Genomic DNA, 20,942 nt, shown 5'->3' with positions numbered 1-20,942 from the left:
TAAAATCATAACCGATCAAGTCCGCCTGATTATTAAACCGACCTGACCGTTAAAGTCAACGCTAATTGTAACACAAAGCCAGGCAAAACAAAAGCGCTATTTTTTTGGTTCCATTAAACTTTGCCCGGTCATTTCCTCTGGTATATCTAAACCTAACAAACCCAGCATTGTGGGAGCTATATCGCGCAGCGACCCTCCCTCACGCAGTTTTTGTCCGATGAATTCCTCCCCCACCAGTATAAAAGGCACTTTCTCCGTGGTATGGGCGGTAAACGGGTTGCCGGTCTGGGGGCAAACCATCATTTCAGCATTTCCGTGATCGGCCGTAACCAGGATTGTGCCTTGCAATTGCAGAACCTCGGCCACTACACGCTGCAGGCACTGGTCAACCGTTTGCACCGCCTTTATGGCAGCGTCTAATATTCCTGTATGCCCAACCATGTCAGCATTGGCATAATTCATAATCACTACATCATAATAGTCACGCCGCAATTCCTCAATAACGCGATCCGTTATCTCCGCCGCGCTCATTTCCGGTTTAAGATTATAGGTGGCTACAGTAGGCGATGGTATCAAGACTCGTTCTTCACCAGGATTAGGTTTTTCCACCCCCCCGTTGAAGAAAAAAGTAACATGTGCGTATTTCTCTGTTTCAGCGATACGCAGCTGCCGCAGGTTGTGCCGGGCTAATATTTCCCCCAGGGTATGATTCAGATTTTGGGGCGGAAACGCCACGGGCGCCTGGATGGTAACATCATATTGGGTCATACATAAGAAATGAACCTTTGGCCTGGGTCCGCGCTTGAAATAAGGCATATCCTCATCGACAAAGGCCCGGGTGATTTGCCGTGCCCGGTCAGCCCTGAAATTAAAGAAAATAATGCTGTCCCCGTCTTGAACAGTCCCTACCGCCTGTCCTTTTTCATCAATGATGATAGTCGGTTCCATGAATTCATCGTACACGCGGTCGTTGTAGCTGCTTTCTACGGCGGCAAACGCATTGGCGGCCTTATGTCCCTGTGCTTTCACCATGGCCAGGTAAGCCTGTTCAATGCGATCCCAGTGCTTATCCCGGTCCATGCCGTAATAACGTCCCCCGACTGTGGCAATCTCACCCCAGCCAAGATTGTTCAGTTTTTGCTGCAGTTCGGCTATAAAACCGGCTCCGGTCTTTGGTCCTACATCCCTGCCATCCAGGAAACAATGCAGATAAACCCGGTTCATTCCCTGGCTTTTACACAGGTCGAGTAGAGCATAAATATGTTCGGTATGGCTGTGCACACCCCCGTCAGAGAGCAGTCCCATAAGATGGACCGCGCCTTGATGCTGGCGGGCAAAATCAATGGCGTGTAATAGTTCCGGGTTGGTAAAAAAACTGCCATCCTCAATGGCATTGCTTATGCGGCTGATTTCCTGATATACAATGCGGCCTGAACCCATATTCAGGTGTCCAACTTCCGAGTTGCCCATGAGCGTGCGGCAGTCCCACATCGCGCCCGGAACATTTTAAAAGCGTATGCGGATATTTTTCCTGCAGGCTGTAGAAATTAACGGGATTGGCCCGGGTGATAGCATTATCAATACAGGCGTGACGAGTTCCCCAGCCATCCAATATCATTAACACCAGCGGTTTTTTCGGCATTACTTATTTAAACCTCACTATGCGGGCCAGGGAATCCGCAAGCAGACTGGCCCCCCCTACCAGGCTCCGTCTACGTCCTCCTCAGCCATAAATTGATCGATATTTTCTTCTTTGACACTGCCCCCGTAGAGGATGCGCACCTTATCGGCAGTCTCCTTGTTGAATAATTTGCTCAAATACCCCCTGATGAAGGCAATCATTTCCTGGGCATCGTCCGGGCTGGCATTAACCCCGGTACCAATTGCCCACACCGGTTCATAAGCAATTACCAGCGAGGCATTATTAAGGCTGATATCTTTTAAATCGCGGGTTAATTGGTCTTTCACCAGTTCCAGGGCCAAATTATTTTCCCTTTCCTGCAAGGTCTCCCCCACACATAATATCGGAATCAAACCCGCTTCCAGAGCCGCTTTTAACTTCCAGTTGATAACCGCGTCAGTCTCGCCTAATATCTGCCGCCGTTCCGAATGCCCGATGATAACATGGCTGCATCCCGAATCAACCAGCATGGCCGCCGAAACCTCTCCGGTATAAGCGCCTTTTTCTTCCCAGAATACGTTCTGCGCCCCCAGCTTAATATTTGATCCCCGCAAACCATTTTTTACGGTCTGCAAAGCTGTAAACGGCGGACATATAACAATTTCCACATCGTCAAGGTCCGCAACCCGGGGAATAAACTCCCGCACAAAGGCTTCTGATTCAGCCAGGGTTTTATTCATTTTCCAGTTGGCCGCGAGCATTTTTTTTCTCACCTGCCATCCCTCCTCGCCACTGATTACAGTCCGCAGGCTGCTACGCCGGGCAGTTTCAAGCCCTCCAGAAATTCGAGAGTAGCTCCTCCTCCGGTAGAAATATGGGTAATCTGTTTTTCCAGACCCATATCATGCGCGGCTACGGCTGAATCTCCTCCCCCAATAACACTGACCGCTTTGGATTGAGCTATAGCCAGGGTAATCTGCCTGGTTCCTTCCGCAAAAGCATCGTATTCGTAAACACCCATAGGTCCGTTCCATACGATTGTGTGCGCTTTCATTATCTCGTTTTTAAATATTTCTACGGTTTGCGGCCCGATATCCAAAATCATCATATCATCAGGAACAGCATCAACGCTTACCACCTGGGGCTGAACCATATTGGATATTTCCTCAGCCACCACGGCATCGACCGGCAATAAAACACGCCGTTTCTTTTCCTGGGCTTTTTGCAGCAACCGCAGCGCTTCGTTCAAAAGATCGTCTTCGCACATGGATTTGCCTATTTTCTTACCTATAGCTTTTAAAAATGTGTTGGCCATTCCGCCGCCAATCAGCAAAATATCCATTTTATCCAGCATATTATCAATCAAGCCGAGTTTATCGGCAACCTTGGCGCCGCCCATAATAGCCATACGCGGACAATCCGGGGCATCCAGGACCTGATTTAAGATGTTTACTTCGTTTTCCATTAAGAAACCGGCGTAGGCCGGGAGATATGCTGCTAATCCGGCGGTTGAAGCGTGCGCGCGGTGGGCAGTGCCGAAAGCGTCATTCACATAAATATCCCCCAGCTTCGCTAACTTGCTGGCGAATTCGGGGTCGTTCTGTTCTTCTCCATTATGAAAACGCAGGTTCTCTAAAAGCATCAGCGACCCGGGCTGCATGCTGTCAGCCATTTTCTCCGTCTCTTCGCCGATGCAGTCCGGCGCCATAGCTACGGGCTTATTTAATAAACGGCTCAAGTGAACCGCCAGCTTTTTAAGGCTGTATTTTTCATCAGGTTTTCCCTGTGGTCTGCCCAGATGGCTCATAAGAATTATGCTGGCATTGCGCCCCAGGATATACTCAATAGTGGGCAGGGCCGCCCGAATTTTGGTGTCATCAATGATGTCACCCTCTTTATCCATGGGTACATTAAAATCAACCCGCAATAAAACCCTTTTGCCTTCAAGTTTCGCATCCCGCACACTGCTCAAAGAAAGACACCTCCGAAGTATTTTTTTAACGCAGATTGATGCTGATACTATATGATTTACGCTGAATATTAACAATATCCTTTAAATCGCTTTAGACTTTTGTTTGCTATTATTCATAAGCCATGTTAATCTGCGGCCATTAGTTTTATAATCTGGCTCCAATATAGCTGACTACGTCAACCACGCGGGCTGAATAACCCCATTCGTTATCATACCAGCCGATAACCTTGGCCATCCGGTCTCCCATAACCATAGTCAAAAGGCCGTCTACCACGGCGGAATTTTCTTCACCCCGGTAGTCCATGGATACCAGCGGTTCCTCAGTATATTTTAGAATTCCTTTAAGTTTGCCCTGACTGGCCTGTTTAAAAGCCTGATTTAAACTTTCCGCACTAACCGGTTTTTCTGACTGAAAGGTGAAATCCAGCAAAGAAACATTGGGAGTCGGCACCCGGATAGCCAATCCATCCAGCTTCCCTTTCAGTTCGGGAATAACTTCGCCCACGGCTGTAGCCGCCCCGGTAGTGGTAGGAATCATTGACAAAGCCGCCGCACGGGCCCGGCGCAGATCTTCGTGGTCTAAATCCAGCACCCGCTGATCATTAGTATAAGAATGGACCGTATTCATCATCCCGCTGACAATGCCGAATTCCTCCATGATAACTTTGGCCACCGGCGCGAGACAGTTGGTTGTACAGGAAGCATTGGAAACAACCTCGTATTCGGGAAGGTATTTATCTTCGTTTACGCCCATCACCATAGTCAGATCAACCTTGCCTTTGGCAGGCGCAGTAATTATTACCTTGGCAGCGCCCGCGTCAAGGTGTTTGCCGGCTTTTTCCCGGCTGCGAAAAACCCCGGTGGACTCTACAACGATCTGCACCCCCAGGTCTTTCCAGGGAAGTGCCGCGGGGTCTTTTTGCGACAGGTACTGTATTTTCTTGCCGTTGACAACCATAAAATCGTTTTCTGCCTGAACGTCACCTTTGAATACCCCATGGATCGAATCATATTTAAATAAGTGCGCCCCAGCTTTTATATCTCCCAGGTCATTGACCGCAACCAGGTTAATATCATTGCGGGTCAGAGCTATCCTGGCCACCAGTCTTCCTATACGCCCAAATCCGTTTATAGCGATATTGACTGCCATTATCTATACCTTCCTTTCTGTAATCTGTAAGATCCGTCGAGCCGCTCCCTCGTCACTGATAAGAACGGTTTCCTTGCCGTTTGCCAGAACAGCTTCGATAGCGCGGGCCTTGCTGCTGCCGCCGGCCACTGCCGCAACTGTTGTGATACGATCAAGGTCGTTCATTTCCAGCCCGATTCCCGGCACTTCATAGACTATCTTACCCTTTTCATCAAAATAATATCTAAGCGCTTCACCTACAGCCTGTTTTTCATCCAGATAGTGAACCTCCGCGATGCTTAAGCCGCGGCGATCAGCCATTTCCCTGGCTGAACCAATCCCGTGGAAAAGTATGTTGCTGCGCTTAATGGTATCTATAACACCTGCGATATGAGGGTCTTTTTTTTAATATTTCTACGGTAGTCTCCTGCAGGTTATCGGGAATATGCAGCAGACGGTACTGTGCTCCCACCGCGCGGGCGATAGTAGCCGCTATGGTTCCGGCTTGCAGTTCCATTTCTTCTCCTAAGCCGCCCCGGGCCGGCACTACCAAAGCATCACTAATGTTCAGACCTTCGCCGATCGACCGAGCCATTTCCGCTAAAGAGGTTCCTCCGCTAACAGCCAGGATGCACCCCGGATACATAATTTTGCGCAGATAACGCGCCGCTGCCCGCCCCAAATCCTTTTTAGCCAGTAAGTCCAGTGATGAATCGCCAGGTACCAGTATAACTTCCTGTAAATTAAATGTTTTCTTGACCTGTTCAGCGAGCGTTTGGATGTTGAACATAAGCGGAATCACTTCATCGATTTGCCGCAGCATTTCTTCGCCTTCGGCAGATAGGTGAATACCAGCCGCGGTTGTGTATAGGGCGCCTTTTTCCTTCAGCAGTTCCACCTCGCCGCGGATACTTCGTTCACTATAGCCCAGGGCCTTGACTAACTGCCGCCGTCCTACGGGCTGGCAATGCATTACCTGACGTAAAACGCGGTACCTCATGGTTAAAATATCCATTGCTTCAGGAGCAAAGCGTTCCATTACCGTAAAAAGGCGGTTCATTGTTCAGTCTCCATAGTTCCTGCCAGATGTATGGGGGCAAATTCGATACCCAGGGGCAAAATTGCCCCGCTAAGTTTATTATGATACATAAAAGGCTTCGGTTTTATGATTATTATATCACAATCTGCCAAAAATGATGTATACAGGACAAAAAAATAACTCCGGGGGCACCGAAACAGCCTCTGGGGTTTAACGAAAAAATTAGAATTTAGCTCGGCAACTAAAATATACCGCGTGGTTCCGTCCAATAAACCCCTAATATCTCTTGCGGGCCATAACTGCAGGTATACCTAATTCCTGACGATATTTGGCTACAGTACGCCGTGATATTTTAATCCCCTTTTTAACCAGGGCTTCCGCTATAGCCTCGTCACTCAATGGGTTGGCGGTATTTTCGGCAGCTACTATTTCGGCCAGCATGTTTTTGATGCTTTTGGAAGAAATCTTCTGGCTGCTGGTGTATGATCCTACCCCGCTGCTAAAGAAATACTTCAATTCGAATAAACCTTGCGGGGTCTGAATGTATTTGCCGGTGGTAGCCCTGCTGACGGTAGATTCGTGAACTTCAACCATTTCCGCCACTTTGCGCAGAGTTAAGGGTTTTAAATATTGTACTCCATGGTCCAGAAAATCTTGTTGAATATCGACAATACACCGCGCTACTTTATATAGAGTCATGCGCCGCTGTTCGATGCTTTTTATCAGCCACAGGGCTGAACCCATTTTATCTTCCAAATATTTGCGCGCGTCGCGATTAAAAGCATCCGGCTGGCGAAGTATGTTCTTATAGATATCATTGACACTGATACGGGGAAAATTAAAATCATTTACTACTACGATATATTCACCGTCAACCTTTTCTACAAATACATCCGGCAGTATATATTTGATATCATTGCCGCTGCTGTACTGCAGTCCGGGCTTGGGATCCAGGGTTCTGATTAAATCGCAGATTTCCTGAACCTCCTGTACAGAAATGCCTAGATGGGCAGCTATCTTGTTCATTTTACCCTTGGCCATATCAACCAGGTGTTCTTCAACAATTTTACGGGCCAGCAGGCTCTCTTTGCCATAATGACGCAGCTGGATCATCAGGCACTCGGCCAAATCCCGAGCCCCTATACCATGCGGATGAAACGTCTGAATCATTTCCAGGACTTCCCATACCCTGGCTTCGCAGCACCCCATATTTTGAGCAACTTCTTCCGGTTCTATGGTCAAATACCCGCAGCTATCTATACTCCCAATCAAGTAATGTCCGATTTCATCGTCTTGGGCATCACGGCTGGCCAAGTGCAGTTGGAACTCCAGGTGTTCTACCAGGCTGGGCTGCCTGGTTAGGAAACTGTCAAACGATTTCTCCTCCTCTTGCTGTTTGGATTCAAAGCCAATATCACGATCATGGAAGAATTCCAGCCATTCCTCAACTTTTTCGCTGCTGGCATCCTGGCTTTCTGCATCCCCATCGGAAAGTTCCTCGGGTTCTCTTTCCTCCAGGAAGGGATTTTCCTCCAATTCTCTTTGAATATATTCGGTCAGCTCCAGGGTAGACATCTGCAAAATAGCAATAGCTTGGCGCAGTTCAGGCGTCATAAGGAGTTTTTGCTGTTGTTCTAAAAAGACATCATGCGTCAACTTCATGCCCGTTACCTCCGAAGCTCACAATAGAAGCCAGAAAAACAATTATATTTTAAGTTATGAAAATCTCTTATTATTTTTGCATGAGGGTTAAAAATCGGTAGTGCGGTGGTTTGAAATGATTACTTCATATACTTATAATCTAATCTCTATGGTACCTGAAGTAATAACCAGGCTCCCCCTCTTAACAGCAGTAAACAAAACATTTGGCTGTATTATAATATTATTCTCCTGAAGTGCGGATAATCCTTCTATTGAGAAGATTTTTTATGTTGTAAACTTTAGCCTTGATTTCCTTTAATTAATATCAATCGCTGCTGTTCAAAGTTTCTTCAGCTATTTTTTCCAGTTTTCGCATGCGGTAGGCCACTCCCGATTTGCTAAGCGGAGGCGTACAAAGCTCCCCCAGTTCCTGCAAAGTACTGTCGGGGTACTCCAATCTTAACCCGGCCAATTCGCGTAATTGCCGGGGCAAGGCCTCGGCGCCTTTTTGTTCCACGAATTTTTCTATTAACTCAATCTGGCGCACGGAAGCAACTATGGTTTTGCTCAGGTTGGCCGTTTCGCAATTAACCTGGCGGTTAACGTTATTGCGCATGGACTTTAAAATGCGCACATTTTCAAAATCCAGCAGGGCCTTGCTGGCGCCGACAACCCGGAGAAAATCCGCGATTTTTTCACTTTCCTTAATGTAAACTACCAGGGTATTCTTACGTTCGAAACATCGAGGGTGAAGATCAAAACGCGCCATCAATTTCTGCACTTCAGCAGCCATGTGTTTGTCGCCGCAGACAATCTCCAGGTGATAGTCGCCTTCAGGACGGTTGATAAAACCGCGGCTGAGGAAAATACCGCGGAGATAAGCCTTTTTGCAGCATGCTTTGCCAGGAATTACAGGAACAGCCTGCTGTTTGAGATAATAAGTTGTAATTATCTCGCGCAATTGCTTTTGTTCAGGCGCCAGACGCGCTCCGACTTCATAGGCGTGATTCTTGCCAAAAAAGCGCCTTTGTTCAATCCGAACCAGGGCCTGCAGATTATAGGTTTCCTTTAACAGCCGGAATATTTTACGCGCAGTGGCGGCGTTTTCCACCAAAATACTCAGAACCAGTTCATCATCGTCTTCAGTCCACTTTGCTCCGGAAACCAGCAAAGCCTGAAGCTCCGCCTGGCGGCAGCACTGCTTTTCCGGCATTAAACGCGCCAGTTCATTACGCACTTCATTAGAAAAACTCACAACAACCTCCCAAGAACGATTAGCCACAGATACGCCCAGCAAAAATAACTAACTGGACTTTCACGCTTGACGCTACTCCTGGCAATAGGCAATTACAACACATAATCAGTGTTAATCTTTAATCTGTGGCTATTAATTTCCTATATTCCGCGCAGGGTCTGCATTATTACCCGGGCCAGTTTATCGGGGTCATGCCAGGCCACCTGGTCATACCCGATTAAGTCGGCTTCAATAATCTGCACTCCCAGAGCGGTTATTTCCTCGCGGTCTATTTTCACCGGAACAGATTTCTCCTCCCGGTAGCGGTTAAGCCGAGCTTCGTCTACCCTGCCGGTATTTACAATATAATAATCGATCAACTGCTGCCCAACATGATCAAAAATAACCCGTAGATGGTCGCATGCCGTAAAGGCATCAGTCTCTCCCATCTCCGTCATAATATTGCCTACATAAAAGGTGATAGCATTGGAGGCAGCGATGGCATCGGCTATCCCTTTAACTGCTAAATTGGGAATGATGCTGGTATAAAGACTCCCCGGACCAATTATGATGGCGTCGGCTTCATTCAAGGCCGCCAATGCTTCGGGTACAGGCTCACATTCTGGTGATAAAAAAAGTCTGTTGATTTTACCGCCGTAATCACGAATTAGGGTCTCGCCCCACACCGTAACCCCGTCGTCCATGCGGGCTCCCAGACTGACATGCTCCAAAGTGGCTGGCAGAACCCGCCCGCGTACCGCCAACACGCGGCTGACTTCTTTAATGGCGGAAATGAAATCCCCGGTTATTTCCGTCATGGCTACCAGGAGCAGATTGCCCAGGTTGTGTCCTTTCAGCCCGTCTCCCTGGCTAAAACGGTGCTGAAATATCTGATCCATCAAGGTTTCGGTTTCAGCCAAGGCAACCAGGCAGTTGCGGATATCTCCGGGAGGAAGCACTCCCAATTCGGCTCTTAAACGCCTGAGCTGCCGCCGTCATCGCTGACCGTTACTATAGCAGTTATATTGCTGGTATACCTTTTGAGCCCTTTCAGGAGAACCGACAGGCCGGTTCCGCCTCCTAAAACCACAATTCTGGGTTCAGTCAATACAGTTAGTCCTCCCGCTTATACTTCTCAATATCTCTATGCCGTATAAATACACTGTATCCCATTTTTTTAACTGTTTACCGATATAGTCCGATAAGACCACCGAACGGTGCTGCCCGCCGGTACAGCCGATGGACACTGCCAGGTTGGCCTTGCTTCATTTAAATAATTGGGTATCAGGTATTTAAGCAGGTTTAGAAAACGCCGTGTAAAAGACCGCGTAACCGGAGAATTAAGCACATATTCTATTACTTCATGATCCTCACCGGTCAAGGTTCGCATCAGAGGGTCATAAAACGGATTGGCCAGGAAACGGACATCCATAACTATGTCTGAATCCAGGGGAATACCCCATTTGTAGCCGAAAGACATGATATTAACCGTGAAGTCCCCGCTGTTGTCTTCGCTGTACAGGCTCTTTAACTTATCCTTCAAAAAACGGGGGGCCAAATCGGAGGTATCGATAATCACGCTGGCGCGCCCGCGAAACTCCTCCAACAGAGCACGTTCGGTCTTTATTGACTCCAGAAGCTGTCTTCATTACCCAGCGGGTGCGGACGCCGCGACTCTTTGAAACGCCTGACCAGCACATCATCAGCTGCTTCCAGGAAAAGGATCTCATAGGCTATGCGGTGATGCTGCAATTCTTCCAGGGCCTCCGAAAGGTCCTTGAAAAAGTCTTTGCCCCGGACATCTATAACCAAGGCCACCTTTTCCAAACGGCCTTCTGACTGCAGGGCCATTTCTACAAATTTTAGCAGCAGGGCCGGAGGAAGGTTATCAACACAATAATATCCCATATCCTCAAGACTATTGATGGTCTGGGTTTTTCCCGCCCCCGACAAGCCGGTAATTATGAGTACGTGCAGTCTTTGTCTCTCTTCCCCCACTTTTTAAAACCCCCTCCGCTGGCACGGTTGACGATTCTATCTTCATCCAAATCCAATCTCCCCAGGGTCTTGTCACCGTAATCCAGACTTCCCACGGTTTCCTGAAAATGAGCGTCGCTGTTAACAATAAAATCAACCCCGGACCTTTCTGCTTTCATTATATCAGATAAAGACGGGTGTTCATGACCGCAGTTGATTTCAAACAAAACCTCATTATCCACACAAGCGCGGGCGACCTCCTCCACATCAACCTTAAAGAAAAGCCCCGGGTGGGCCAGGATGTCCACACGGGGGTTTTGGTATAATGTCTCGACTGTGGCTTTGGTATTATTATTAACCGCTTTTTCACGATGCTTACGACCCAGGTGGCGCAGGGAGTTTTGCGCAAACAACTGGCAGCCGTCCTGCCACGAAGTCGGCATCGTGTAAGGATGCAGTCCCGCAATCAATATATCTAATTGGTCGGTTACATCAGGGGGGATGTCCAAAGTGCCGTTCATATCGCGTATATTGGCTTCTGCTCCTACATAGACCCGAGGGTAACCGTCATCCAGCGGCAGAGACTGTACCTTTTCTTTTAATTGCAGATAAGTTTCGGGAGAATCGACCCCAATTACCGCCACCAGCGGGCCATGGTCAGTAATCGCTATTTCCCGCAAGCCTTTTTCCTGGGCTGCGTGAATAATTTCCCGGCAGTTTTGCCTGCCATCACTGCATCGCGAATGTGTATGATAATCTCCGTAAAATTGCATAACAATACCTAAATCACGTTCAAATAATCTATTCTTTGGCCAGCTCCGCTTTTAAATAATCAATGACTTTGACCGGGGTGGGGTTAATACCATATTCCAAGGCCAGATAGGTACTGGCATAGTCGCCGATGTATACCAGCGAATAGAACCGGGCCAGGAATGACTCACCCTTGCTTTCCACTTTGAGAATATCCTTAACCTTGGGCTTTATAATTTCTTCACTGATTTCCATACGTCTTTTCACGCGGGGATGATCATAACGGTCCTGCAAAATCACCACCGCTAAACGCGACAAGATTTCTGCCGGGGTTTCAAAACCCACGATTTCATTATGGTTTAATTCAGGAAACACATTGTAGTAAGCCGGGCATTTGGCATTTTCATTAATCTGCGCCTTCCAGCGCAGGGCTGCTGCTCGGTATTTCCTGTACTTCCCCAGATAACCGGAACAGCGTCTTTCAAACGGCGGGCTATTTCCCGGGCTTTATTTTCAGGCGCTTCAACAGTCGGAATAAGAGAATCGCGAAGCTCCTTCAGCACTTCAACCGTTTCCTGCAAACCTGATACGGCCCCCGAAATAATACCTAGTTTTTCGAGACATATGGCTAGGGGGGCAAAAAGATAACCTGTAGCCGCCCGCGGCACCAATCCGCCCGGCACCTTGACCAGTCCCAGACCTTGTTCTTCGGCCCAGCGGCTAATTTGACCCCCGCTGCTGACACAGATAATGGAGGCTCCTTTCTGTCGCGCTTGTTCGAAAGCGCTCAGGGTTTCTTCGGTATTGCCCGAATAGCTTGTTGCCAGAAAAAGCGTATCCGCTCCCACAAAAGCAGGGATATCATAGCCGCGTATGACAGATACCGGCGCCTGGGCTTGATGCAATGCGTAGCTGCGGAGTATATCGCCTCCAATGGCCGAGCCTCCCAACCCTGAAACTACAATATTCCGGTATTCTCTAGCATATTGGGCGGCAAAACTGAAATCCATAGCCAGGCATTGTACAAACTGCTCAGGTAAACCGTACAGATAATCCATCATCATTTCCGGCGTTAGTTCCACTACAATTCCCCCTTTTAAATTAGCCACAGATTAACCCTGATTATCACAGATCTTAAAGTTTTTACGGCGTTCACTCTCTTTATCGGTCATGGTCTGAAAAGTCTGTGTCTATTATTCTTACTGATCGATAATAAATTCATGCAAGGCCTCGGCCACACCTTCGTCTTCATTGGAGGCCGTAATATAGTCCGCGACCGCTTTTACCTCCGTACGGGCGTTGTCCATGGCCACCCCGATGCCGGCCCACCTGATCATGTCCAAATCATTATAGCTGTCCCCAATAGCCATGACCTCTTCTCGCTTTATTCCATAGTGTTCGGCAATTACCTGCAGCGCCAGACCCTTATTGGCCTTTAAAGCCATGGCTTCCAGGAATAACGGTTTTGAACGGGTAATGTGCAGCAGGTGTCCGTAGTTTTCGTTTACATGATTTTGCATTTTCAGGAGCTCAGCTTCATTCTCAATTATCGCCATGATTTTCATGGCATCCCGTTCCCGGGCTTCCTGAGCCAGGTCATCCACCAGGCAGGCTTTGACCCCGGCCAGTTCCTCATAATATTTTCCCTGGGGGGTTAACGATTCCATAAACAGTTGATCATCAATATACGTATGACAATGCACACCAGCCTGTTTGAAATATGCAATCAGCTCACCCGCGATATCGCGGGGCAAGGCCTGGTAGTACAACACCTCGCCCGATTGGGAATTTTTCACCAGGCTCCTTGATAAGTTATTAAGGGAATATCCATGTTCAATTGCCGTGCGTAAGGCAGGGCGGATCGAAACATCCGTCCCGTAGCCAGGGTAACCAGAACGCCTTTTTCCCTCACCGCTTTAATGGCCGCAAAGCAGCGCGGAGATATTTGCAGACCCGAATCCAGCAAAGTATCGTCTAAATCTATCGCTACCAGTCTTATGTTCATGAAAACCTCCAGAGATAATTCACTAGACCTTCGCATTTGACCTGGCTCAAATTCAAGCTCCCGCGCACCTATGCCATCGCCAAATGATACCTTCTGCGGAACTTGCGTAATTCACAAATATTAATAAGCCGGGGTTTATCCCGGCTCTTGCTGATAATACCAATATACCCGCAGGAAATATAAATACGTTGAATTTACATATAAACTCTGTGTTAATCTGCGGTTAACTACCCTTATCTCCAGCCAAAGGTTTTATCATCAACGAAAAAGCTGATAACAAAACTGACCACACTTAAAAGAACCGCGCTTAAAATTGCCCAGCCAAAACCATGAATATCAAATCCCTTAACCGTAGCTGAGGTTACCCAGAGCATGAAGCCGTTTATAACAAACGTAAACAACCCTAGAGTGACCAAATTTAATGGCAGGGTAAGCAGCAGCAAAATCGGCCGTATAATAGCATTAACTATCCCCAGGAAAATGGATCCTACAATAGCCCCCCAGACGGTCAGGTCAAAGTGCGGGATAATAGCGGCCGTAATAATAATCGCCAAAATATTCAACAACCACCTGAGTATCCAGCCTTGCATAATAATTATCCCCTTTCCCAATAATTTATGCTGGTTTAATTAATCATATTCTATCACGAAAATATCTTTTGCCACAGTAAAACGACAGCTTTTACCTGTCATCTTCGCTCTTTTCATCTGTATGGAAATGTCTGTAAACAGCCTGGGCCGCAGGAAGATTCATTCCCGGAGCCTGTGCTAATTCATCCAGCGATGCCTCCCTGATGCGGGCGGCGGAAGCAAAATAAGTCAAAAGACTTTTTTTACGCCGCGGCCCTATCCCCGGTATATCATCCAGGGATGAACGCTGCAATTTTTTACTGCGGCGCTGCCGGTTGTATTCATTGGCAAAGCGGTGAGCCTCATCGCGCAAACGCTGCAGGAGCATTAATCCAGGGTCGCGCCTGGATAGAACCAGGGGTTCGCTATGTTCAGGCTTATACAGCCATTCATTCTTTTTAGCCAAACCTATCACAGGAATATCAGCGCCGATTGAATTCATTATTTCCCAGACCGAATTAACCTGACCGGCTCCCCCGTCAATCAATATCAGATCGGGTTCAGGCAGAAAAGCCGAATTGCCTTTGCGGGCCTCATTTATGCGCCTTCCCAAAACCTCCGCCATAGAAGCATAATCATTATTCTGATCACTGCGGATTTTAAAACGGCGATAAGCTTTAGGGTCGGGACTTCCTCCGGTGAATACCACCATTGAAGCCACGGTTTCTTCTCCTCCCAGGTGGGAAATATCATAAGCCTCAATGCGATCTGGAATGATTTCTAATCCCAATACCCGGCTGATGCGCAAAAGGGCCTCGCGGTTGTGCAGGTTCTTCTCAGCCTTTTCTTCCCACAATACACGGGCATTATTCGTTACCAGCAGCAGCATCTGACGGCGTTCTCCCCGCTGCGGCTGGTGCATTCTCACCCGTTTGCCGCTGACCTCACTCAGCCAGGTTTGCAGAAGTTCAGGTTCGGATGGCTGCGGACTCAATAAGATTTCCGCCGGAATATCGTGATTATCTTTATAATATTGCTGGATGAAGAAAGCCATGATTTCAGCTTCATTTTCATCAATGGAACGCTGCAGCCAGAAGGTATCCTTGCCCGCGACTCTCCCCTGACGGATTTTCAGGACAATAACCAGGCGTTCCTTTTCCAAGCCCGCCATAGCCACGATATCCAGGTCATACGGTTTTTCAAAGTTGATCTGCTGGTTCTCCTGTATTTTCTTGATGCCGTTAATCTGATCGCGCAGTCGGGCGGCGGTTTCGAAATCCAGACGGGCAGCCGCGCTTTTCATCTCCTCTTGCTTGGCTTCCAGCAACCCTTGATAGCTGCCCTCCAGGAAAGCGATCAGCTCGTTTACCACCTGGCGGTAGTCCTCCTCAGTAACCTCACCGGTACATGGCGCCAGGCAGAGTCTGATGTCATGATTCAGGCAGGGACGTCCGCCTGGACGAAGGGTTTTACATTTACGCAGCGGAAAGATGGTGTTCAGTATTTTCAGGGTTTCCCGCAGTGCGGTCACATCTGTATACGGTCCGAAATAGCGTGATTTGCCGTCCCTATCTTCCTCACCAGCACCAGGCGCGGGTATTTATCAGTCATGGTGATCTTTAAATACGGATAGGTTTTATCATCACGCAGCCGGATATTATAGCGGGGCTGATAGGATTTTATCAGGTCATTCTCCAGTATCAGAGCCTCTAATTCGCTGTTGGTAACAATATAATCGAAATCCGCCACCCGGGCCATCATAGCCCGCACTTTGGGGTCAAGTTTTTCCGGAGCCTGAAAATATGAGCGCATGCGGCCGCGCAGGGAACGCGCCTTGCTACATAGAGAACCTTGCCTTCCCTGTCCTTATAAATATACACCCCTGGCTTGAGAGGCACCTTCTGCAGCCGCTCCCTCATCCGCATACCCCTAATAGACGCAGAATACGCTGAAAATTATGATTAATACAGAATTTATCATGTTGACTAACTCCCCAAAACCTCCCGCAGGTAGCGGGCGGTGTGGGAATGGGCCACCTGGGCTACATATTCGGGAGTGCCTTGTGCCACGATTTCGCCGCCCTTTTCCCCGCCTTCCGGTCCCAGGTCGATAATATGGTCGGCAGACTTAATAACATCGAGGTTATGTTCGATAATTAAGACTGTGTTTCCATAATCTGTTAATTTGTTTAGAACCCTAAGCAAATGTTTAACATCTTCCTTGTGAAGCCCGGTGGTAGGTTCATCCAGTATATACAGAGTACGGCCGCTGGAACGCTTGGATAGTTCTGTTGCCAGCTTGACCCGCTGGGCTTCCCCTCCAGACAAGCTGGGCGCGGGTTGTCCCAGCTGAATATAGCCCAGACCCACATCCTGCAGAACTTTTAGTTTACGGTGTATGCCGGTAATCGCTGCAAAAAATTCCACTGCTTCGTCTACGGTCATAGCCAGCACATCAGCAATATTCTTGCCTTTATATTTTACCTCCAGGGTCTCGCGGTTATAGCGTTTGCCCTTGCAGACCTCGCAGGTATATAAACATCAGGTAAAAAGTGCATTTCTATCTTAATGATGCCGTCCCCTGAACAGGCTTCACAACGCCCCCCGCGGACATTAAAACTAAAGCGTCCCGGCTTGTAACCGTGCATACGCGATTCTGGAGTATTGGCAAACAGTTCCCGGATGCCATCAAAAGCTCCCGTATAAGTAGCCGGGTTGGACCGCGGAGTACGTCCAATCGGTGATTGATCGATATTGATTACCCGGTCAATCTCTTCTGCGCCCTCCAGAGCCGCAAATTGCCCGGCGCGATAACGGGCAGAACTATGATGAAGTTTTTTCATCAAGGCCGGATAGATGATATCTTCCACCAAGGTGCTTTTGCCTGAACCGGATACGCCGGTTATAAGAACCATTTTCCCCAAAGGAATAGTTACATCGATATCTTTCAAATTATGCTGGCTGGCCCCGCGAATAATGAGGTTTTTGCCATTTCCCTGCCGTCTTTGCGCGGGGATTTCGATCTTCAGGCTGCCTGTAAAATACTGCCCGGTTAAAGACTCTTCTGCCCGCATCAGTTCCTGCAAACTGCCCTGGGCCACAATTTGACCGCCGTGAATTCCCGCCCGGGGGCCGATATCCACGATATAGTCGGCATTACGGATGGTATCCTCATCATGCTCCACAACTATTACTGTATTGCCCAGATCACGCAGCCGTTTCAATGTTGCCAGGAGCCGGTCATTATCCCGCGGGTGCAAGCCTATGCTGGGCTCGTCCAGCACGTAGAGAACCCCTACCAGACTGGAACCCACCTGGGTAGCCAATCTTATACGCTGGGCCTCGCCTCCGGACAGGCTCCCGGCTGACCGGTCCAGGGTCAGGTAGTCCAAACCCACGTCAACCAAGAAATTGAGCCGCTCATTGATCTCTTTTACAACCTGACGGGCGATAAAGGCATCCCGTTCATTCAGTTGCAGGAACTTAAAGAAATTCAAGGCCTGGTGTACCGCCATCCCGGTGATATCGGTTATGGGCAGCCCGCCCACGAAAACATGCAGAATTTCCTCTTTGAGGCGTTTGCCATGACAGGCCGGACACAGCCGACTGGTCATATATTTCTCGATATCTTCCCGGGAGGCTTCGGATTTGGTTTCATGATAACGCCGGGCCAGATTGTTGATTATACCTTCAAAACTTGAACGAAAGGTTCCGCTTTCCCCGTAAGAATTGGTGTAATTAATGAGAAAACGCTCCTCCCCGCTGCCGTATAGAATGGTCTGAATCTGTTTTTTGCTCAGTTCTTTTAGGGGACGATCCAGGGGTATCCCGTTTTTTTCAGCCATGGCCCGCAGGATTTGGTTGTAGTAGGTATAATAATTGCTGGCCCAGGGCACAACCGCTCCATCCTGCAAAGACTTATCCATATCCAAAACCAGTTCGGGATCAATCTCACGTTTTTCACCCAGCCCGTCGCATTCGCTGCAGGCGCCGAAGGGACTGTTAAACGAGAACATGCGCGGGGTAAGTTCCGGCAGACTGAAACCGCAATCAGGGCAGGCAAAGTCACGGCTGAAAAGATGCTCTTCCTCGCCCTGGTCGGTAATCCTGCGCACTGCCACCATACCTTCTCCCAGTTCGAAAGCCAATTCAATAGATTCAGCCAGGCGGCTGCGCACCCCGTCCTTGACCGCCAAACGGTCAATTACCGCGGATATATCATGTTTTTTATTCTTTTCCAGATTGATCTCTTCATCCGAGGTATACTCATAGCCATCCACCAGGAGACGGTGAAAACCATCCCGGAACAAGTTTTGCATAAGCTTACGGTGTTCACCCTTTTGCGCTTTGACTACCGGGGCTAATATTTTGAGTTTGCTTCCTTCCGGCAAGGCAAGAAGCTGGTCCACGACCTGGTCTACGCTTTGTCTCTGAATGGACCGCTTACAACGGGGACAATGCGGCTGCCCCACGCGGGCATACAGCAGCCGCAGGTAATCGTAGATTTCTGTTACCGTACCTACAGTGGAACGCGGATTATTAGAGGTGGATTTTTGGTCAATGGATATGGAAGGCGAGAGACCCTCTATGTAATCCACATCGGGCTTGTCCATCTGCCCCAAAAACTGGCGGGCATAAGTAGACAAGGACTCCACGTAGCGGCGCTGCCCTTCGCTGTAAATGGTGTCGAAAGCCAGGCTGGACTTGCCCGATCCGGAAACCCCGGTGAAGACCACCAGCTTATCGCGGGGAATCTTCAAATCGATGTTTTTCAGGTTATGTTCCCTGGCGCCCTTAACGAAAATATAATCCTTCATAAATAAACCACCATGAAATTTAGTAGACGCAAAATACGCTGATTGAATTATGATTGAACTAGAATATATCCTTTGTAAGGAAGGTTTATATTTATTGATGAAATTGTTGCTTATTCTTTCTCAGCTCTGCGTGGAACATAATATTCAACGTCCTCTGCGTCAAAGAAACCCCTATCCCTTATGTTTTTTATGCTTTTTCCCGGCCTGCAGTTCACGGACCATGTCGCGCAGCCGGGCCGCTTGTTCAAATTCGAGCCGTTCAGCCGCTTTATACATTTCGATTTCTATTTCCGCCGCCAGCCGCTCCCGTTCTTCGCGCGGCATTTTGCGGTAATGCTCCACATCGTATTGACCTGGTTCCTCGGCAATAGTAGCCTCAACGGCGGCATATATAGCCTTTTTAATTGATTCCGGAGTTATGCCGTGGGCCTGATTGAAGGCCACCTGTTTTTCACGCCGCCGCCTGGTTTCATCCAACGCTTTCTGCATAGACAGGGTAGAGCGGTCAGCGTACATTATCACTTTACCATCCACATTACGGGCGGCCCGGCCTATAGTCTGGATTAAAGAACGCTCCGACCTTAAGAATCCTTCTTTGTCAGCATCAAGTATAGCCACCAGGGCAACTTCCGGCAGATCCAGACCTTCCCGCAAGAGATTTATACCTATTAGAACATCAAAGACCCCGGCCCGCAGTTCCCTGAGAATAGTCAGTCTCTCCAGAGCGTCAATATCGGAATGCAGGTAACGCACCCGCATGTCAGCATTGGAAAAATAATCACACAAATCTTCCGCCATGCGCTTGGTCATGGTGGTTACCAGAACCCGGTAGCCCTTTTCTACGGTCTGGCGTATCTCCTCCATCAGATCATCAATCTGGTTGGCGGTAGGACGAACCTCAACCTCAGGGTCAACCAGTCCGGTGGGCCTGATAATCTGCTCTACCACTTGACTGCTGCGCTGCAGCTCGTAATCTCCCGGAGTAGCGCTCACATAAATGACCTGATTAAGCTTCTCCGTAAACTCGTCAAATTTCAGGGGGCGGTTATCGAGAGCCGAGGGCAGCCGGAAACCGTATTCTATAAGGTTTTGTTTGCGCGAACGGTCTCCTTCATACATTCCCCGCACCTGGGGAATCGTGATGTGCGATTCGTCTATAAACAACAGATAATCTTTAGGGAAGAAATCTATGAGCGTATACGGAGGTTCACCCGCAGCCCGTCCCGTTATATAGCGCGAATAATTTTCAATCCCCTTGCAAAACCCGATTTCTCTTATCATCTCCAGGTCAAAACGGGTGCGTTGTTCGATGCGCTGTGCTTCCACCAGCTTGCCTTCGGTTTTAAACCGGTTGATCTGCCGGTCCAACTCATCTTCAATAGTTCCCGCCGCTTCCAGCATGCGTTCCCGACTGGTTACATAATGAGAAGCCGGAAAAATCATGACATGCATCTGCGACCCAATACCTCGCCGGTTAAGGGATTAAACTCCGTTATCCGCTCAACTTCATCTCCAAAAAATTCTACCCGCAGGGCGCTTTCATTAGTATATGCGGGCATAACCTCCACTACATCACCACGCACCCGGAATTTGCCCCGTTCAAAAGCCATCTCATTGCGTTCATAATGGTTTTCTACCAGGCGCATCAGCATTTTATCCCGGGAATACTCCATGCCGGGCCGCAGGGAAACGGCCATTTCATAATAATCCTGCGGAGCGCCCAGACCGTAAATGCAGGAAACGCTGGCTACGATGATCACATCCCGCCGCTCTAACAGGGACGCGGTGGCTGAATGCCGGAGCTTGTCTATCTCATCATTAATTGAAGAATCCTTTTCTATATAGGTGTCGGTTTGCGGAACGTAGGCCTCTGGCTGATAGTAGTCATAGTAACTTATAAAGTATTCCACCGCGTTGTCGGGGAAAAACTGTTTAAACTCGGAATAAAGCTGTCCGGCCAGGGTTTTGTTGGGCGCAAGAATCAGCGCCGGCCGCTGTACCTGTTCAATAACCCGCGCCATAGTATAAGTTTTACCGGAACCGGTAACCCCCAGCAAAGTTTGTTCAGGACAGCCTGCTTCAAGACCCCTGACCAGTTCTCTTATGGCTTCAGGCTGGTCACCGGCAGGCTGGTATTCAGAACTGATTTTAAAAGCTGGCATAACAAACCCCAATCGAACTAATGTACG

The 20,942-nt window shown here is 48.5% G+C and carries 14 protein-coding genes and 6 pseudogenes; all 20 read right to left on the bottom strand.

Annotation, left to right across the window (positions count from 1 at the left end):
* Positions 1 to 96: 96 nt before the first annotated feature.
* Positions 97 to 1,642: pseudogene (gene gpmI, locus JCM14374_RS04385) on the bottom strand (2,3-bisphosphoglycerate-independent phosphoglycerate mutase).
* 56 nt (positions 1,643 to 1,698) lie between these two features.
* Positions 1,699 to 2,394: a triose-phosphate isomerase gene (gene tpiA, locus JCM14374_RS04380; RefSeq protein ID WP_369397298.1), complete on the bottom strand. Its 696-nt coding sequence runs from the start codon at positions 2,392 to 2,394 to the stop codon at positions 1,699 to 1,701.
* A 23-nt stretch (positions 2,395 to 2,417) separates the two neighbouring features.
* Positions 2,418 to 3,584: a phosphoglycerate kinase gene (locus JCM14374_RS04375; RefSeq protein WP_369397300.1), complete on the bottom strand. Its 1,167-nt coding sequence runs from the start codon at positions 3,582 to 3,584 to the stop codon at positions 2,418 to 2,420.
* Between the two features lie 154 nt (positions 3,585 to 3,738).
* Positions 3,739 to 4,743 carry a type I glyceraldehyde-3-phosphate dehydrogenase gene (gene gap / locus JCM14374_RS04370; protein WP_054693961.1) on the bottom strand — a complete coding sequence of 335 codons (1,005 nt, stop codon included), beginning with the start codon at positions 4,741 to 4,743 and terminating at the stop codon, positions 3,739 to 3,741.
* A gap of 3 nt (positions 4,744 to 4,746) precedes the next feature.
* Entirely contained in the window at positions 4,747 to 5,076 is a 330-nt protein-coding gene (locus tag JCM14374_RS15165) for a sugar-binding domain-containing protein (RefSeq protein WP_304650827.1), read from the bottom strand.
* Between the two features lie 10 nt (positions 5,077 to 5,086).
* Positions 5,087 to 5,782, bottom strand: coding sequence for a sugar-binding domain-containing protein (locus tag JCM14374_RS15160; RefSeq protein ID WP_278279227.1), 696 nt, complete (start codon positions 5,780 to 5,782; stop codon positions 5,087 to 5,089).
* 255 nt (positions 5,783 to 6,037) lie between these two features.
* Positions 6,038 to 7,423: an RNA polymerase factor sigma-54 gene (gene rpoN, locus JCM14374_RS04355; RefSeq protein ID WP_054693954.1), complete on the bottom strand. Its 1,386-nt coding sequence runs from the start codon at positions 7,421 to 7,423 to the stop codon at positions 6,038 to 6,040.
* Between the two features lie 304 nt (positions 7,424 to 7,727).
* Positions 7,728 to 8,657, bottom strand: coding sequence for a DNA-binding protein WhiA (gene whiA, locus JCM14374_RS04350; protein WP_054693950.1), 930 nt, complete (start codon positions 8,655 to 8,657; stop codon positions 7,728 to 7,730).
* A gap of 140 nt (positions 8,658 to 8,797) precedes the next feature.
* Positions 8,798 to 9,726: pseudogene (locus tag JCM14374_RS04345) on the bottom strand (gluconeogenesis factor YvcK family protein).
* Between the two features lie 10 nt (positions 9,727 to 9,736).
* Positions 9,737 to 10,215 (bottom strand): annotated as a pseudogene (locus tag JCM14374_RS15650) (RapZ C-terminal domain-containing protein).
* Positions 10,216 to 10,259: 44 nt separating this feature from the next.
* A complete protein-coding gene (locus tag JCM14374_RS15645) occupies positions 10,260 to 10,634 on the bottom strand; it encodes an RNase adapter RapZ (RefSeq protein WP_369397297.1) in 375 nt (124 codons plus the stop codon).
* Positions 10,598 to 11,386 carry a PHP domain-containing protein gene (locus JCM14374_RS04335; RefSeq protein WP_054693947.1) on the bottom strand — a complete coding sequence of 263 codons (789 nt, stop codon included), beginning with the start codon at positions 11,384 to 11,386 and terminating at the stop codon, positions 10,598 to 10,600. The genes JCM14374_RS15645 and JCM14374_RS04335 overlap by 37 nt, the downstream gene beginning before the upstream one ends.
* Before the next feature lie 28 nt (positions 11,387 to 11,414).
* Positions 11,415 to 11,774: an SIS domain-containing protein gene (locus tag JCM14374_RS14455; protein WP_242848822.1), complete on the bottom strand. Its 360-nt coding sequence runs from the start codon at positions 11,772 to 11,774 to the stop codon at positions 11,415 to 11,417.
* Positions 11,723 to 12,445, bottom strand: coding sequence for an SIS domain-containing protein (locus JCM14374_RS04330; RefSeq protein WP_242848819.1), 723 nt, complete (start codon positions 12,443 to 12,445; stop codon positions 11,723 to 11,725). The genes JCM14374_RS14455 and JCM14374_RS04330 overlap by 52 nt, the downstream gene beginning before the upstream one ends.
* Positions 12,446 to 12,562: 117 nt before the next feature.
* Positions 12,563 to 13,368, bottom strand: a pseudogene (locus JCM14374_RS04325) (Cof-type HAD-IIB family hydrolase).
* Between the two features lie 233 nt (positions 13,369 to 13,601).
* Complete coding sequence (locus JCM14374_RS04320) at positions 13,602 to 13,958, bottom strand: phage holin family protein (RefSeq protein ID WP_054693944.1); 357 nt, start codon at positions 13,956 to 13,958, stop codon at positions 13,602 to 13,604.
* A gap of 91 nt (positions 13,959 to 14,049) precedes the next feature.
* Positions 14,050 to 15,468: an excinuclease ABC subunit UvrC gene (gene uvrC, locus JCM14374_RS04315; RefSeq protein WP_242848818.1), complete on the bottom strand. Its 1,419-nt coding sequence runs from the start codon at positions 15,466 to 15,468 to the stop codon at positions 14,050 to 14,052.
* Complete coding sequence (locus JCM14374_RS14450; protein WP_242848817.1) at positions 15,465 to 15,749, bottom strand: hypothetical protein; 285 nt, start codon at positions 15,747 to 15,749, stop codon at positions 15,465 to 15,467. The genes uvrC and JCM14374_RS14450 overlap by 4 nt, the downstream gene beginning before the upstream one ends.
* Positions 15,750 to 15,922: 173 nt before the next feature.
* Positions 15,923 to 18,753: pseudogene (gene uvrA, locus JCM14374_RS04310) on the bottom strand (excinuclease ABC subunit UvrA).
* A gap of 171 nt (positions 18,754 to 18,924) precedes the next feature.
* Positions 18,925 to 20,915, bottom strand: a pseudogene (uvrB, locus tag JCM14374_RS04305) (excinuclease ABC subunit UvrB).
* Positions 20,916 to 20,942: the final 27 nt, after the last annotated feature.

This window comes from Syntrophomonas palmitatica JCM 14374 (genome assembly GCF_001311885.1).
In the GTDB taxonomy this organism is placed as follows: Bacteria; Bacillota; Syntrophomonadia; order Syntrophomonadales; family Syntrophomonadaceae; genus Syntrophomonas_A; species Syntrophomonas_A palmitatica.
Note: the sequence above shows the minus strand (reverse complement) of the source record. Positions and strands in the feature narration are given on the sequence as shown.